The sequence below is a fragment of the Pseudomonas palleroniana genome, assembly GCF_022836895.1.
Taxonomy (GTDB): Bacteria; Pseudomonadota; Gammaproteobacteria; order Pseudomonadales; family Pseudomonadaceae; genus Aquipseudomonas; species Aquipseudomonas palleroniana.
This window is the reverse complement of sequence record NZ_CP092411.1, coordinates 4,408,775-4,424,338: the sequence shown is the minus strand read 5'-3', so window position 1 is coordinate 4,424,338 and position 15,564 is coordinate 4,408,775. Positions and strand designations below refer to the sequence as shown.

Genomic DNA, 15,564 nt, shown 5'->3' with positions numbered 1-15,564 from the left:
ATGACCACTCAAAACAACGCGTTGCCAACGGCACGCAAACCCTTGGATATCCGTGCACTGCTCGACAACTGGGCGATGCTGCTGGCGGCGGTGGGCATCTTTGTGCTGTGCGCCTTGCTGGTCGATAACTTCCTCTCGCCGCTGAACATGCGCGGGTTGGGCCTGGCAATTTCCACCGTGGGCATCGCCGCGTGCACCATGCTGTTCTGCCTGGCGTCGGGGCACTTCGACCTGTCGGTGGGCTCGGTGATCGCCTGCGCCGGGGTGGTGGCGGCCATCGTCATGCGCGATACCGACAGCGTGATGCTGGGCATCGGGGCGGCGCTGGTGATGGGCCTGGTCGTCGGGCTGATCAACGGGATCGTGATCGCCAAGCTGCGGGTCAACGCGTTGATCACCACGTTGGCGACCATGCAGATCGTGCGGGGCCTGGCTTATATCTTTGCCGATGGCAAGGCGGTGGGCGTATCCCAGGATCAATTCTTTGTGTTCGGTAACGGCCAGTTGTTCGGCGTGCCGGTGCCGATCCTGATCACCATCCTGTGCTTCCTGTTCTTCGGCTGGCTGCTCAACTACACCACCTATGGGCGCAACACCATGGCCATCGGCGGCAACCCGGAAGCGGCGTTGTTGGCGGGAGTGAACGTTGATCGCACCAAGATCCTGATCTTCGCCGTACACGGCGTGATTGGCGCCCTGGCCGGCGTGATCCTGGCCTCGCGCATGACCTCCGGCCAACCGATGATCGGCCAGGGGTTCGAACTGACGGTGATCTCGGCGTGTGTGCTGGGCGGGGTGTCGTTGAGTGGTGGTATCGGCATGATCCGACATGTGATTGCCGGGGTGCTGATTCTGGCGATCATTGAGAATGCGATGAACCTGAAAAACATCGACACGTTTTATCAATATGTGATCCGAGGGTCCATCCTGCTGCTGGCCGTGGTCATCGACCGCATGAAACAACGCTGATCCAAGCCATGTGAAGAGCAAGTGTGGGAGGGGCGGTGCGACGATTCGACTTGCTCCCGATAGCAGTGGTGCAGCACCGGATGTAACAACTGACCCACCGTCATCGGGAGCAAGCCCCCTCCCACAGTTTTAATCAGTGGTGAGTTTGAAGACGGTGTGATCCTCGGTGCTGTTGGCCAGCGCTGATCCAAGCCATGTGAGGAGCAAATGTGGGAGGAGCAAGCCCCTCCCACAGTTTTAGTCGGTAGTGAATTTGAAGACGGTGCTCTGGGTGTAGGTCTGCCCAGGGTTCAGGCGGGTCGAGGCAAACTTCGGTTGATTGGGCGCGTCCGGGAAGTGTTGGGTTTCCAGGGTGAACCCGCCCCAGTGCAGGTACGGCTTGCCGCCTTTACCCTTCACTGTGCCGTCGAGGAAGTTGCTGGTATAGAACTGCACTCCAGGCTCCGTGGTGTAGAGCTGCAACCGCCGCCCGGACTCAGGGTCATGCACCTCGGCCGCCAGTTGCTTCACATCACCTTTGCTATCCAGTGCCCAGTTGAAGTCGAACCCGCCTTGTTTCGGCTCGGCGAATTTCAGTTGCGGGTGATCATCCTTGATGTGTTGGCCGATGGCGGTGGGTTTGAGGAAGTCCATCGGCGTGCCCTGAACGGGCGCAAGTTCGCCGGTAGGAATCAAGGTGGCATTCACCGGGGTGTAGTGGCTGGCATGCAAGGTCGCGACTTGCTTGAGGATGTCGCCGTTACCTGCGCCGGCGAGGTTGAAGTAACTGTGGTTGGTCAGGTTGAGCACGGTGGGTTTGTCGGTGCTGGCCTTGTAGTCGATGTGCAGTTCGTTGTTATCGTTGAGGCTGTAGGTGACCTCGGTTTTCAGGTTGCCCGGGAAGCCCATCTCGCCGTCCTTGGACAAGTAGGTGAGGGTGACGCCGACCGAATCCTTGCCGTTGACCGGCTTGGCTTGCCACACCTGCTTGTCGAAACCCTGGGCGCCGCCGTGCAGCGAATTGGGACCGTCGTTGAGCGGCACCTGATAGCGTTTGCCATCGAGTTCAAAGGCACCGCCGGCGAGCCGATTGCCGAAGCGTCCGATGGTCGCGCCGAAAAACGCCGTGCCGGCTTGGTAACCCTGCACATCATCGAAGCCGAGCACCACGTCGTCGACCTTGCCGTGTTTGTCCGGCACCTTCAGCGACTGCAACACGCCGCCGTAGGTAATCACCGTGGCTTGCATGCCATGGCTGTTGCGCAGGATGTACTGTTCGACGGGCGTGCCGTCGTTGGTTTTACCGAACGGTTTGTGCTCGCTGCTGAGCCCTGCCGCCTGGGCGCCGCCGCTGGCAATCAGCAGGGACATGGCGAGACCCGAAAGCAGGTATCGAGGGTGCTTCATGATCGAACTTCCTTTTGTTGTTTTGAGTGGAATAGTTCTACTAATGTGCGATATTTGTCGCTGTGACAGCGAATTTATAGCCTTTAAAGCCGGTTTCGTAAAATAAAATAAGACTAATTGATCGAGGCAACCGTTATATGAGTACTGCACAGGCTGTTTATCCCGACCTTGAAGGCAAGACCGTACTGATCTCCGGAGGCGCGTCAGGCATCGGCGAATTCATGGTGCGTGCCTTCGCCGCCCAAGGCGCCAAGGTGGCCTTTGTGGACCGCGCGCAAAGCCAGGGCGAGCGCCTGGCGGCACTGCTGAACTCAAACGGGCACAGGGTAGAGTTCGTCTGCTGCGACATCACCGATGAAATCGCCTATAAGGCCGCCATCGGGCGTTTCGAGCATTCCCTGGGGCCGATCAGCGTACTGATCAACAATGCAGCCAATGACGTGCGCCACACGTTGGACGAGGTGGATTCGCAAACCTTCGACAAGCTGATCTCGGTCAACCTCAAGCACGCCTTTTTTGCCGCCAAGGCCGTGGTGCCGATGATGAAAAGCGCCGGCGGCGGCTCGATCATCAACCTGGGCTCGGTCGGTTGGATGATGGCGTCCGCCGGCTACCCCGTATACGCCGCCAGCAAGGCCGCCGCCCATGGCATGACCCGCGCATTGGCGCGGGAGCTGGGGCCAAGCCGTATCCGCGTCAATACACTGGTGCCCGGCTGGGTGATGACCGAAAAACAGTTGGCGATGTGGGTAGATGATGCGGCCCGCGAGTTGATCAGCCGCAGCCAGTGCTTGCCGGGGTCTGTCGGGCCTCAGCATATTGCCGATATGGCGCTGTTTCTGGCGTCTGATGTGTCCGCGATGTGCTCCGCGCAGAACTTTATCGTGGATGGCGGCTGGGTTTAGGTGTGATTTGGCCAGCCGTAGCCCGGCTGGCCAATGCTCTCGAGACGAGGTACGGTTTTTAACAACTCTTTACTTTTAGCGTCTGGATTACCCAAAAAACAAAGTGCTAATTTGCGCGTTTTCTGGGGGCGATGGAACGGTGTGGACAAACTAAGGGAAGTGGCTTTAAAAAAGCCGTGCTCATTTATCTTCATCATGGCTTTTGTGGTCTTGGCGGTATTGCAGTACAAGCCTGCGGTACTCAACTACACCACGCGCTTTGTCGATTTTGCCGAATATATGCTGCAGTACGGCGTCACCCTGTTTCCTATTGCGGATGATCTGCAGCCCTATCCTGACTATACGGTCTTCAATACATTACTTGTCTATCTGGTCTCCCTGCCATTTGGGCGCATCTCGATTCTTTCGATGGGCGTTCCCTTTTGTATAGCCGCCGCCTTGATGCTGGTGTTCATTTACAAGTTGGGAGCACTGCATGAAAAGAAATGGGGTGCATACGGTGTCGTGTTTGCGCTGTTCACCTGGTCTTTCCTGGACGGTGTGAATTCCTTGGCGCTGGATGTCTACCCGGCACTGTTTACGGTGATGTGTTTTTACCTGGCTTATACGGGAGAGATGTACAAGCAACGTTTGCGCTTGCTGCTGGTTCTCGCGGTTCTTGCGCTGGGCTTTGCGTTTCGTGGCCCGATTGGCCTGATTGGTCCGGCCAGTGTGGTCGCCTCTTACTATCTGCTGAGCCGACAGTGGCGCATGCTGGTGGTGTTTTCCTTGCTGGCTGGCGTGGTGCTGACCTTGGGGGTTGCCATACTCGCGTGGGCGGCCTATTTACAAGGCGGCGAGGCTTTCCTGCATGAGGTGCTGGTCATGCAGGGACTGGGACGCTTTGGCAGTGATCACGCTCCCCGTTACTACTTCTATTTTTCGGCGGGCCTGTTGACCTATGGCGTCACCGCTTTAATTGCTGTGGGCGTCATTATCAAGAAGGGCAAGCAGTTTTTTGCCGATACACCTCACCCGTCGACAGACATGCTGTTGTATCTCACCGGCTGGTTCTTGGTGGTGCTCGTGCTGTTCACGATCCCCAGTTCGAAGAAGGCGCGTTATATACTGTCGATCACACCCGCTATTTCATTGTTGGCCGCTTATATTTTTGTAGAACGTAGCCAGCTATTTGCAAGGACGCGGCAAAAGTTGTTGAAGTTTTGCTTGAACTTGCCGGTGATCGGGCTGGGCATGCTATTGCTGGCTTGGGTTCATGGTTTATATGCCCAGACGCCCCTTCATCCCAATTATCTTGGTGCGTCCGTTGGCTTGATTGCCCTCGCTGCACTTCGGCCCTGGATGGAGTCGCGCCTGCGCACCTACCCACATCGCGAGTTCGTGGTTTTCTGCTTTGGTGCCGCCGCCTTTCTCCTGCTGGATTTGTTTTTCTTTAATTCCATTACTTACCATTTGGAGTTGGCCAATGAGCCGACTCCCAAATTCCTGCCTTATTGGTTTTGGTAAGGCATGCCGTCAGCGGTGCATGAGGCTATCCGCAGGGCCGGCCTTGTGCCTGGAGCGCTTGAAGGCTCCCGCTGCGGCAATGTTGAGTAACCGGCGAAAATTCGGGCATTGCGCGTGGCTGGGGGCAGAGCATGCGGCGGCATGCCGCAAGCCCTTGCTCATGGCCTGCAGTTGCTTGACCGTCGCATCAAGCTCATCGGCCTTGGCCAACAGCACCGCTCTGTCCACGGTCACCTGACCACTGGCGGGCAGCATGGCCTGTATCTCGTCCAGTGAGAGGCCTCCCGCTTGCCCGAGTGCAATCACCGCCAATTGCTCGACCACTGCTGCGGCAAACTGGCGGCGAGCGCCGGGTGGGCTGATTGCCGTGATCAAGCCTTTCTTCTCATAGAAACGCAAGGTGTGGGCAGGAATGCCCGTGCGCTTGACGACCTCAGTGATATCCATTGATAGACCATTGACTTGAAGTTGACTTCAACTTCTATGATGCCTGCGCATGTTTAATCGGTCCATGGACAAGAGGTGGATATGGCATCGCTGGAGATGGCTGCACAGGTTGTTTTGTTGGGCGCCGGCGCTACGGTGGTGATGGATGTGTGGATGTTGATCCTGAAAGCCTTTGGCGTTCCAACGCTGAATTTCGCGCTGGTTGGACGCTGGGTCGGGCATGCCTGCCGAGGGCAGTTCGCTCATCGCAGCATTGGGCAAGCGATGCCCGTGCGAGGTGAAGTCGCTCTGGGCTGGATTGCGCACTACGTCACAGGCGTTGTGTTTGCCGTGTTGCTGGTGTGGATTCAAGGTGTTGACTGGCTGCAGCAACCCACCTTCCTGCCGGCATTCGCGTGGGGCGTGGTCACAGTGGCTGTACCACTGTGTGTGATACAGCCCGCCATGGGGGCGGGATTCGCATCCTCCAGGACGCCGACGCCGGGCAAGAACCGCTTGCGCAGTTTGGTCAGCCATGCCGTCTTCGGCGTGGGCCTCTACCTGGCTGGGGTCGCGATTAGCTGGGCCTAGAGGGGCACCCAATGCAATCGCGGCCAATGCCGTAGCGTCGTCCCTGTGGCTTTTTTCAGCCCTGTGGCTGCACAAAGTCTTCCTCGAAGTGCTCGTGTTCACCTCGTGTATCACCCTGGCGACGCAGCACTTCCATCTGGCGCAGTTCCACGCGGCGGATCTTGCCGGAAATGGTCTTGGGCAGCTCGCTGACGAACTCGATACGCCGCACCCGCTTGTAGGGCGCCAATTGTTCACGGGCGAAAGCCAGGATGTGGCGGGCCAACTCGGCGTCGCCGACGCTGTCATGGGCCAGGATCAGGAATGCCTTGGGCACGGCCAGGCGCAACGGGTCGGGGCTCGGCACCACGGCCACTTCCATCACGGCCGGGTGTTCGATCAGTGCGCTTTCCAGTTCGAAAGGGCTGATGCGATAGTCGGAGGCTTTGAACACATCGTCGGCGCGCCCCACGAACGTGATGTAACCGTCGGCGTCGATCTGTGCGGTGTCGCCGGTGCGGTAGTAGCCGTCGCGCATCACTTCTGCGGTTTTTTCCGGGCTGTCTTCGTAGCCGAGCATCAAGCCGAGCGGGCGTACCGCCAGGGGCAAGGCGACTTCTCCCTCGGTGCCGGGCCGGCCGTCGGGATCGAGCAGCGCCACTTGGTAACCCGGTAATGGGCGGCCCATGGAGCCTGGCTTGAGCACCTGACCGGGTGTGTTGCCCACCAGGGCGGTGGTTTCCGATTGGCCAAAACCGTCGCGCAGCGGCAGCCCCCAGGCCAGCTGGATCTGCTCGATGATTTCCGGGTTCAGCGGCTCGCCGGCGCCCACCAGTTCACGCAGGTTCAAGCGTGGCTTGTAGGCGGCCAGGTCTTCCTGGATCAGCATGCGCCACACCGTGGGCGGTGCGCACAGGCTGGTCACGCCGTAGCGTTCCAGCGCGCCGAGCAGGGCCGGTGCGCTGAATCGCGCCACGTTATGAATAAAGATGCAGGCACCGGCATTCCAGGGGGCGAAGAGGCAGCTCCAGGCATGCTTGGCCCAGCCCGGCGAGGAGATATTCAGGTGCAGGTCGCCTGGCTGCAGGCCGATCCAGTACATAGTCGACAGGTGGCCCACCGGATAGCTCTGGTGACTGTGCAACACCATTTTGGGTTTCGAGGTGGTGCCGGAGGTGAAGTACAGCAGCATCGGGTCGATGGCCTGGGTGCTGCCGTCGGCTTGGAACGCCTCGGGATATTCGAAGGCGGCACTGTGGGCGACCCAACCGGAGGGTGGCGAGCCGACACAGATACGATTACAGCCGTCAGCCAGGCCGGTGAACTTGCTGATATGTGCCTGGCCGACCACCAGATGGCGTACTTGCCCGCGCTCGATGCGGTCGCGCAGGTCATCGGGGTTCAACAGCGCCGTGGCGGGGATGACCACGGCGCCGAGCTTGAAGGCGGCGAGCATGGTTTCCCACAGCGCCACATCATTGCCGAGCATCAACAGGATGCGCTCACCACGCCGCACTCCGAGGGCACGCAGGTGGTTGGCGACCTGGTTGGAGCGTGCCGACAGTTGCTGGAAGCTGTAGCGCTGCTCACTGCCGTCTTCTTCGACGATCCACAGCGCATCGGCCGAATTGCCCTCAGCCATGGCATCGAAGTAATCCAAGGCCCAGTTGAATGCGTCCAGCTGCGGCCAGCGAAAATCGCGGACAGCGGTGGCGTGGTCAGTGCGGTGAGCGAGGAGAAAATCCCGAGCGGCCAGGAAGGGCTGGGTCATGGTGGCTGTCCTTAATTATTGTTGTGGGGACTGGCCCCCGGCGCGACCGGGTGGCTGAGCCGAGTATAGGCACGCATAAATCAGAGCAAAACGCTCAAAAACACCACTGCGTTGTGCAAAAAAGTCATGGGGGGCGGCAACATCGAGGTGTGATTGACGGTTAATACATAAAAGTCCAGTATGGAATTATAAGTACAAAAAGTAGCGTCACCTCGTTCTTCACGCTTGCCAAACCAACAACAACTTGCGAGAACACGACCATGAAGAAACGCGCGCTCATCACAGCCTTGACCTTGGGTTTGATCGCCTCCAGCCATCTGCTGGCCGCCGAGAAAACCCTGCGCATCGGCATTGAAGCGGCCTATCCACCGTTCGCTTCCAAGACCCAGGAAGGCAAGATCGTCGGGTTCGACTACGACATCGGCAACGCGTTATGCGCGCAGATGCAAGCCAAGTGCGTGTGGGTAGAGGGTGAGTTCGACGGGCTGATTCCTTCCCTCAAGGTGAAGAAAATCGACATGGCCTTGTCGTCCATGACCATCAACGAAGACCGCAGGAAGTCGGTGGATTTCACCCACAAGTATTACTTCACCGGCTCGCGGCTGGTGATGAAGGAGGGAGCGGTGGTGGACGATCAGTACGCGAGCCTCAAGGGCAAGACCGTCGGCGTGCAACGCGCCACGACCACCGACCGCTATGCCACCGAGGTGTTTGAGCCCCAAGGGATCAACGTCAAGCGCTACAGCAACAATGAAGAGATCTACATGGACCTGGCCGCAGGCCGCCTGGATGCGATTTTCGCCGACACCATCCCCCTCAGCGACTTCCTGTCGATGCCGCGTGGCAAGGGCTATGCCTTTGTCGGCCCGGAGCTAAAGGACCCCAAGTACGTGGGCGAGGGCGCCGGTATCGCGGTGCGCAAGGGCAACACGGCGTTGGTCAGTGAGCTGAACGCCGCGATTGACGGCATCCGCGCGAGCGGCGAGTACCAGAAGATTTCCCAGCAGTACTTCAAGTCCGACATCTACGGCGATTGATAACCCTGGTCCCAACTGCGGGCTTGTCCTAATTTCTGTCAGTTAAGCGATAGAGCAGACGATGGATAACCTGTGGGAGGGGGCTTGCTCCCGATAGCGGCGTGTCAGGTTCAGAAGCCGTGACTGACACACCGCTATCGGGAGCAAGCCCCCTCCCACCGTGACAGCGTTAAGCCTTAACTGACTGGCATCAGGGCAAGCCCGCTCACTACAACTTCAGTTCTTTCAGGTGTTTGTAGACGGTCGCCCGGCCCATGCCCAGCACATTGGCCACATAGTTGGAGGCGCTCTTGCCCTTGAATGCGCCCTCGGCATGCAGCGCCAGTACCAGTTCGCGTTTGTGGTCACGGGTCAGCAGGTTCAGGCTCAGTTGGCGTTCACGCATCCAGGCGTGCAGGAACGTGTTGATGCGTTCCTGCCAGTCATCGCGAAACAGCGAGTCCGGCTGGGGGATCAGCTTGCTGGGCGACAGGAACAGGTCCAGCGCTGCTTTGGCGTTTTCGAACAGTGAAATATTCAGGTTGATGCACAGTACCGCGAGGCGATGGCCCTGGTGGTCGTGCAACACGGTACTCAGGCTACGAATTTTCTGACCGTCCCAATTGAGCTTTTCGTAAGGGCCGATATTCACTTCGCTGACGTCATCGCTGAGCATGTCCTCCAGCGAGGAGTCATCGCCAATGGCTCGTTTCGACAGGTTATTGGCGATGTAGTCGACGGTTTGCGTGCGCAAGTCATGCAGCACCACTTCCGCATGGGGAAAGAACAACGTGGCGATCGCATCGGCGATCGCACGGAAGTTCTGCATGACCTTGTCGTGTTCAGCGGTGTTCATCAATGGGGCTCCAGGCGGACGGGGGAGAGCATACCAGCGTCCAGGCCGAACCGCGTCAGGTGCTCGGGCAATGGGGCGCCGCGTGCCAGGGCGGCGCTGGCCTGGCCCATGGCGGGCGAGGTCTGGATGCCATAGCCGCCTTGCGCCGCGACCCAGAACAGCCCGGGCACGCGGGTATCGAAGCCCGACAGCAAATTACCATCCGGCACAAAGCTGCGCAGGCCAGCCCAGGTGCGGGTGGGGCGGCGGATGGTCAGGGTGGTGGCTTCTTCGATCTGGTAGATGCCCATGGCGATGTCCAGTTCTTCGGGCTGCACATCCTGGGGTTCCACCGGGTCGGCATTGGCCGGTGAACCGAGGAACATGCCGGCATCGGGCTTGATGTAGAAAGCTTCGTCGAGGGCCACCAGCATCGGCCAGGCATGGCTGTCGACGCCCTCAGGCCCGGCGAAGATAAACGCCGAGCGGCGCTTGGGTTGCAGGCCGATGGACGCGGCGCCCGCCAGCGCGCCGATGGAGTCGGCCCAGGCCCCGGCGGCATTGATGATAACCGGGGCGGTGAAGGTCGCGTGCTGGGTACGCACCTGCCACAGGCCGTCGGCATCGCGGCTCAGGCCCAGCACGTGGCTGTCGGTGTGCACTTCGCCCTGATTGCGGCGGATGCCGCGCAAATAGCCTTGGTGCAGGGCGTCGGTGTCGATGTCGCTGGCCGTCGGATCATAGATCGCACCATGGACTTTTTCGCGGCGCAGGATCGGCAAGCGTGCGCAAGCCTCGTCGGCACTCAACTGTTCGACCTGCGGCACCGTGGCCTTGGCGCTCAGGTATTGGGCGTTCAATTCGGCGGGGTCATTGTTGAAGTCGACGGTCAACTCACCCCGTGGCGTGAGCAACGGGTGCTCACAGAAACCTGCGGGCGGGTTATCGAAAAACGCCCGGCTGGCCAGGGTCAGCGCACGCACTTGCGACGTACCATAAGCGGCGGTGTAGAGCGCCGCCGAGCGCCCGGTGGAGTGATAGGCCGGGTGGTTTTCACGCTCCAGCACCAACACCTTGCCGTGCGGCGACAGCCAGAAACCCGTGGACGCACCCGCAATGCCGCCGCCGATGATGATGAAGTCTGCATGGCTCATGAACATCTCCTTGAATGGGATTCAGCGCTGGATCTGGTAGAGGGCATTGGCCAGTGCCACATCTTCCAGGCCCAGCCCGATGGAGCGGAAAAAAACGTGGCGATCGTAGTCCGGACGCTGTGCCCTGTCGCTGAGCAACTCGGGCAGGTCGCCGACCACGGCGCGTTTATCCCAGCCGTGCTGCTCGGCAGCAATCAGCATTTCGCCGGCCGCGTCCGGCGTGGTCTGGCGATAGTCGCAGAATACATGCATGGCGTTCAGGCACTGGGGCGGTACTTCATGGGCACGGGGGGCGTTGGTGCTGATGGAGGTGATCAGCGCCGGTTTACTCAGGTGCGATGGATCGATCACCGGACCGGCCGACGAGGTGCACAGCAGGATAACGTCGGCGTCTTGCAGGGCCTCGTCGCAGGATCGGGCCAGACTCAGGCGCGGGTCCAGCGCCTTGAGCTGCGCGAGGGTTTCAACGCCGGCACTGCCAAGGCTTGGCGAATACATGCGGATGCTTTGCCAGCCTCGCAGGTGCTGCACGTAGTGCAGGTGCGCCTGGGCGACCTTGCCGCTGCCGATAATCGCCAGGCGTCGGGCTGCCGCGGGCGCCAGGGCATCCACGGCCAGTGCTGTCGTGGCGGCGGTGCGGGCGGTGGTCAGTTCTGCCGCGTCGCACAGCAGCAGCGGCTGCCCGGTGTGCATCGACATCAGCAATGTCCAAGCCGTCACCAATGGCCCTTGCTCGCGCACGATATACGGTGAAGTCTTGACGCCGTACACCTCTTCGGCGGCCAGCACGCCCAGGTAATTGATGAAGTCACCCGCGCCGTGCGGGAACTCTACCCACTGTTGCGCGGGCTGCACCGCTTGCCCAGCGGCCAGGTCGCGAAACAGCTGGTGCAGGATGCGCGGCACATCGACTTGTGCGAGCAGTTCACGGGCCTGGCCCTGGTTGATCACGAGAGGCGTGCTGGACATGGATATCTCCGCATAAACTATTTTGTCCATTATGGACTTTTAGTTATGCCTGGCAACATCCGCACGAAAAAAGCGTTGGGCGAACGTTACGTCGCCAGCCACACCGTGATACACAGCCCGCGCTTGTTCTTCCTAGGTGATATCGGGCCTCGAAGATAAGCCCCGAAACTCAGCTGAGACTGAGCGCCGCGTCTTTTTTCAGGATATGTGCCATGCCGATCGTGGTGAGGTGCACCTCAGTGCCGGTCGGCGGCGCCTGCAAGCCCGAACTGCGCACCAGGATCGCCTGGCCCGGTTCGTCCTCATCGGGGTGCAATACCACGGTCAGGGTGCAGGTATTGCCGCCGAATTCGCGCTCGGTCACCACGCCACGGCAACCGGCATCACCGCTGGTGCTCAACTGCAGCTGCTCCGGGCGCAGCATGATCCGTGTGGTGTCGTGCAGGGACGGGTTGTCGACCGGCACGCGCCCCAGGCCGCAATGCGCCCAGCCGCCTTCTACCCTGGCGGGCAGCACCACCGCTTCACCGAGGAACAACGCGGTTTGCTCATCGACCGGGTATTGGTACAGGTCCATCGGGTGGCCCGATTGCACCAGGCGGCCCTGGCGCATCACCGCCAGTTGGTCGGCAAACGACAGCGCCTCACTTTGGTCGTGGGTCACCAGAATGGTGGTGATGCCGGCGTCGCTCAGAAGGCGTGCAACCATCTTGCGCATGGCTGAGCGCAAGCCGGTGTCCAGTGCCGAAAACGGCTCGTCCAGCAGCATCAGCCGTGGCTGTTGCGCCAATGCACGGGCCAGGGCGACACGCTGCTGCTGGCCGCCGGACAACTCGTGGGGCCAGCGCCGGGCCATGTTGGCGTCCAGGGCCACGCTGTCCATCAGCTCGGCGATGCGGGTGTCGCGGGCCTCACCTTTGGTCGCCAGGCCGAAGCCGATGTTGTCGGCCACGGTCATGTGCGGGAACAGCGCGCCGTCTTGCGGCACGTAGCCGATCTGGCGCTGGTGCGCCGGTACGGCGTGGGTGGCGTCCACCAGGGTCTGGCCGTTGAGGGTCAGGCGGCCGGTGTCGGGGAATTCAAAGCCTGCGATCATGCGCAGCAAGGTGGTCTTGCCGGAACCGGACGGCCCGACGATCACTGTGCGGCTGCCCGTGGGCACCGACAGGCTGACGTCCGCCAGGGCACGCTGGATGCCGAAGGTCTTGCAGAGGGCGTGGAGTTCGAGGGCGTTCATCGGCCTGCCGTGCGTTTGGATTGGTGGTAGAGAAGGCCGGTCAACGGCAGTGAGAGCAGGATCATGATCAGCGCATAGGGCGCCGCGGCGGCGTAATCGATTTCGCTGGTCATTGCCCAGAACCCGGTGGCCAGGGTGCGCGTGCCGTTGGGGGCCAACAACAGCGTCGCCGTCAGTTCATTGGTGATCGCCAGGAACACCAACGCAGCCCCCGCCGCGGCTGCGGGGGCGGCCAGGCGCATGGTGATCAGCCACAAGGCGCGGCCCGGCGAACGGCCGAGGCTGCGTGCCATGTTTTCCAGCTCTACCGGCGCCTGGGCGATACCGGCGCGCAGACTCACCAGCGCCCGTGGCAGGAACATCAGCAAGTAGGCGAGCAGCACGGTGATCGTGGTCTGGTAGATCGGCCGGGCAAAGTGGATGGTCACCGTGACCAGGGCCAGCGCGACGACGATACCCGGCAGCGAACTGGTGATGTAATTGCAGCCCTCCAGAATGCGCTGCAAGCGCCCCGGCGCACGGATCGACAGCCACGCGATCGGTACCGCCGCGCACGTGGTCAACAGCGCCCCGGCAATCCCCAGCAGCACGGTCTGCTCCAGTGCCGGCAACAGTTCGCCGAGCTGCCAGACCTCGCTGCCACCGGCGATCAGCCATTTGCCCAGGGTGACCAGCGGAACGCCCAGGGCCAGTGCGCAGGTGGCGACCTGCAAGGCCAGGGCGAGCAGGGTGGTGGTCGCGCCCAGTGTGACGGTGCGCTGTTCGCGGGCGCTGCCGGAACCGACCCGCGCATAGCGCGCATGCCCGCGTGCGGCGGATTCGACGGTCAGCATCGCCAGGCAGCACAACGCCAACACCGCAGCCAGCATGTTCGCCGCCGGGCCGTTAAAGGTGGATTTGAACTGATCGAAAATGGCCGTGGTGAAGGTGTCGAAGCGGATCATCGCGTACAGGCCATATTCGGCCAGCAGGTGCAGGCCCACCAGCAGCGCGCCGCCGCAGATCGCCAGGCGCAGTTGTGGCAGCACCACCCGCCAGAACACCGCCCAGGGCTTGAGACCCATGGACTCGGCCACGTCTTCGATGGCCGGATCAAGCCGGCGCAACGTCGCCGCCACCGGCAAGTACAAAAACGGGAAGTAGGCAATCACCGACACCAGCACGCCTGCCGGCAAGCCGTGGATCGACGGCACCAGGCTGACCCAGGCGTAACTGTGCACAAACGCCGGCACCGCCAGCGGCGCTACGGCCAACAACGACCAGGCGCGCCGCCCCGGCAGGTTGCTGCGCTCGGTCAGCCATGCCAGCGCAATGCCCAGCGCCATGCACAACGGTAAGGTGAACAGCACCAGCAATACGGTGTTGAGCAACAGTTCGCCCACACGCGGGCGCCACACTAGCGCTTCGATCTGCGCCCAGCCAATTTGCCACGACACGCCGATCACAAACGCGATCGGCAGCAGGGCCAGCAGCGAAACCAGTACCGACAAACTGGTGACCCACGTGCCGCCACGGCTTTTGAACAGGCCGTGGAAGCGTTTGCGCGGCGACGCGTGGGCGATGCCGGTCAGGGAAGGTTCAGGCAACAATCAGAGCAGTCCGGCCTGGGTCATCAGCTCGACCGCTTTTTTGCTGTTGAGCTTGGACGCGTCGACCTTCGGTGCATCCAATTGCGCCAGCGGGGTCAGCTTGGGGTTGGACTGGGCGTTCAGGCCCACCGCGTATTCGAACGAGTTGCCGTCCTTGAGAATCGCCTGGCCGTCTTTGCCGGTGATCCACTTCAGGAAGGCTTGTGCCTGTTCTTTATGTTTGCTGGAGGCCAATACGCCGCCACCGGAGATGCTCACGAACGCGCCCGGATCCTGATGCTTGAAGTAGTGCAACTGGGTGTTCTTGCTGTTTTCACCGGTCTTGGACTGATCGACGAAGCTGTAATAGTGATAGATCACGCCGCTGTCGACCTGGCCTGCATTGACGGCTTTGAGCACGGCGCTGTTGCCACGGTAGATGCTCGCGTTGGCCTTCATTGCCTTGAGCCAGTCGAGGGTGGCGGCTTCGCCCTTGAGTTCCAGCACGGCGGCGACGATGGCCTGGAAGTCGGCACCGGCCGGCGAGGCGGCCCAACGGCCTTTCCAGCTTGGCGAGGCCAGGTCCATCAGCGATTTGGGCAGGTCGGCGTCTTTCAGTTTGCTCGGGTTGTACACAAACACCGTGGAGCGTGCGGCAATCCCCAGCCATTTGCCGTGAGCCGGACGGTAGGCAGGGTCAACCTGTTCCAGGGTGGCCGGTGCTACCGGCGCGAACAGGCCGGCGTTGTCCACCAGGACCATGGCCGGGGAGTTTTCGGTGAGGAACACATCTGCCGGGGAGGCGGCGCCTTCCTGCACGATCTGGTTGCCCATCTCCGTGTCATCGCCATTGCGGATCGTCACCGGAATCCCGGTTTCCTGGGTGAAGCCTTCGACCCAGGCCTTGGTGAGGCTTTCGTGCTGGGCGTTGTACACCACCAGGCCGACTGACTCGCTGGCGGCATACACATGCCCGGCACTGACCAGGGCAGTGGCAAGCAGGGCTTTTTTGACGAACGAAGGAAGGCGACTGGTCATGCGGTGAACACTCCGGGTCTGATGGCTGCGCGAGAGATACGCGAGAAATCGGTCGAGACTAAACCAATAGGAATCATTTTCATATTGAGGCGCGGCAATGTAGAGCCGGGAATGAGAAAAAAACGTCAAAAACAGGATAAATCGGGAACTATCGGAAGGCGCCTCTAATGCGCTAGCTGACTTTGTAGTGAGCGGGCTTGCCCCGCGCTGGGGG

At 61.0% G+C, this 15,564-nt stretch carries 14 protein-coding genes; 5 read left to right on the top strand and 9 right to left on the bottom strand.

Annotation, left to right across the window (positions count from 1 at the left end; translation table 11 throughout):
- Positions 1 to 969 (top strand): L-arabinose ABC transporter permease AraH, encoded by a 969-nt coding sequence (gene araH / locus MJP36_RS19950; RefSeq protein WP_060756379.1) that lies wholly within the window; start codon positions 1 to 3, stop codon positions 967 to 969.
- A 237-nt stretch (positions 970 to 1,206) separates the two neighbouring features.
- Here the strand turns inward: araH and MJP36_RS19945 are convergent, their stop codons facing one another.
- Complete coding sequence (locus MJP36_RS19945) at positions 1,207 to 2,355, bottom strand: aldose epimerase family protein (RefSeq protein ID WP_244383852.1); 1,149 nt, start codon at positions 2,353 to 2,355, stop codon at positions 1,207 to 1,209.
- Between the two features lie 137 nt (positions 2,356 to 2,492).
- Between MJP36_RS19945 and MJP36_RS19940 the strand changes: the two genes are divergently transcribed.
- Both MJP36_RS19940 and MJP36_RS19935 read left to right on the top strand, forming a co-directional pair.
- A complete protein-coding gene (locus MJP36_RS19940) occupies positions 2,493 to 3,260 on the top strand; it encodes an SDR family NAD(P)-dependent oxidoreductase (RefSeq protein ID WP_244383851.1) in 768 nt (255 codons plus the stop codon).
- Between the two features lie 195 nt (positions 3,261 to 3,455).
- Complete coding sequence (locus MJP36_RS19935; protein WP_425226350.1) at positions 3,456 to 4,766, top strand: ArnT family glycosyltransferase; 1,311 nt, start codon at positions 3,456 to 3,458, stop codon at positions 4,764 to 4,766.
- A gap of 9 nt (positions 4,767 to 4,775) precedes the next feature.
- On the opposite strand, the gene MJP36_RS19930 is transcribed toward MJP36_RS19935, so the two are convergent.
- Positions 4,776 to 5,213, bottom strand: coding sequence for a helix-turn-helix domain-containing protein (locus MJP36_RS19930; RefSeq protein ID WP_244383850.1), 438 nt, complete (start codon positions 5,211 to 5,213; stop codon positions 4,776 to 4,778).
- A gap of 81 nt (positions 5,214 to 5,294) precedes the next feature.
- On the opposite strand from MJP36_RS19930, the gene MJP36_RS19925 reads away from it, so the two are divergent.
- Positions 5,295 to 5,783, top strand: a complete 489-nt coding sequence (locus MJP36_RS19925; RefSeq protein ID WP_244383849.1) for a DUF2938 domain-containing protein — start codon at positions 5,295 to 5,297, stop codon at positions 5,781 to 5,783.
- A 55-nt stretch (positions 5,784 to 5,838) separates the two neighbouring features.
- On the opposite strand, the gene MJP36_RS19920 is transcribed toward MJP36_RS19925, so the two are convergent.
- Positions 5,839 to 7,533 carry an AMP-binding protein gene (locus tag MJP36_RS19920; protein ID WP_244383848.1) on the bottom strand — a complete coding sequence of 565 codons (1,695 nt, stop codon included), beginning with the start codon at positions 7,531 to 7,533 and terminating at the stop codon, positions 5,839 to 5,841.
- Positions 7,534 to 7,793: 260 nt separating this feature from the next.
- Between MJP36_RS19920 and MJP36_RS19915 the strand changes: the two genes are divergently transcribed.
- Complete coding sequence (locus tag MJP36_RS19915) at positions 7,794 to 8,570, top strand: ABC transporter substrate-binding protein (protein WP_060756372.1); 777 nt, start codon at positions 7,794 to 7,796, stop codon at positions 8,568 to 8,570.
- 208 nt (positions 8,571 to 8,778) lie between these two features.
- On the opposite strand, the gene MJP36_RS19910 is transcribed toward MJP36_RS19915, so the two are convergent.
- The 6 genes from MJP36_RS19910 to MJP36_RS19885 all read right to left on the bottom strand — a co-directional run bounded on the left by MJP36_RS19910 (position 8,779) and on the right by MJP36_RS19885 (position 15,350).
- Entirely contained in the window at positions 8,779 to 9,405 is a 627-nt protein-coding gene (locus MJP36_RS19910; RefSeq protein ID WP_060755458.1) for a helix-turn-helix transcriptional regulator, read from the bottom strand.
- The gene (locus tag MJP36_RS19905; RefSeq protein WP_244383847.1) at positions 9,405 to 10,538 is read right to left on the bottom strand and encodes an NAD(P)/FAD-dependent oxidoreductase; all 1,134 of its coding nucleotides are present in this window, start codon (positions 10,536 to 10,538) and stop codon (positions 9,405 to 9,407) included. The genes MJP36_RS19910 and MJP36_RS19905 overlap by 1 nt, the downstream gene beginning before the upstream one ends.
- 21 nt (positions 10,539 to 10,559) lie before the next feature.
- Positions 10,560 to 11,507 (bottom strand): ornithine cyclodeaminase family protein, encoded by a 948-nt coding sequence (locus MJP36_RS19900; protein ID WP_244383846.1) that lies wholly within the window; start codon positions 11,505 to 11,507, stop codon positions 10,560 to 10,562.
- 169 nt (positions 11,508 to 11,676) lie between these two features.
- Complete coding sequence (locus MJP36_RS19895) at positions 11,677 to 12,744, bottom strand: ABC transporter ATP-binding protein (RefSeq protein ID WP_244383845.1); 1,068 nt, start codon at positions 12,742 to 12,744, stop codon at positions 11,677 to 11,679.
- The gene (locus MJP36_RS19890; RefSeq protein ID WP_425226322.1) at positions 12,741 to 14,333 is read right to left on the bottom strand and encodes an ABC transporter permease; all 1,593 of its coding nucleotides are present in this window, start codon (positions 14,331 to 14,333) and stop codon (positions 12,741 to 12,743) included. Before MJP36_RS19890 ends, MJP36_RS19895 begins: the two co-directional genes overlap by 4 nt.
- Complete coding sequence (locus tag MJP36_RS19885; RefSeq protein WP_198763588.1) at positions 14,334 to 15,350, bottom strand: iron ABC transporter substrate-binding protein; 1,017 nt, start codon at positions 15,348 to 15,350, stop codon at positions 14,334 to 14,336.
- Between the last annotated feature and the right edge of the window lie 214 nt (positions 15,351 to 15,564).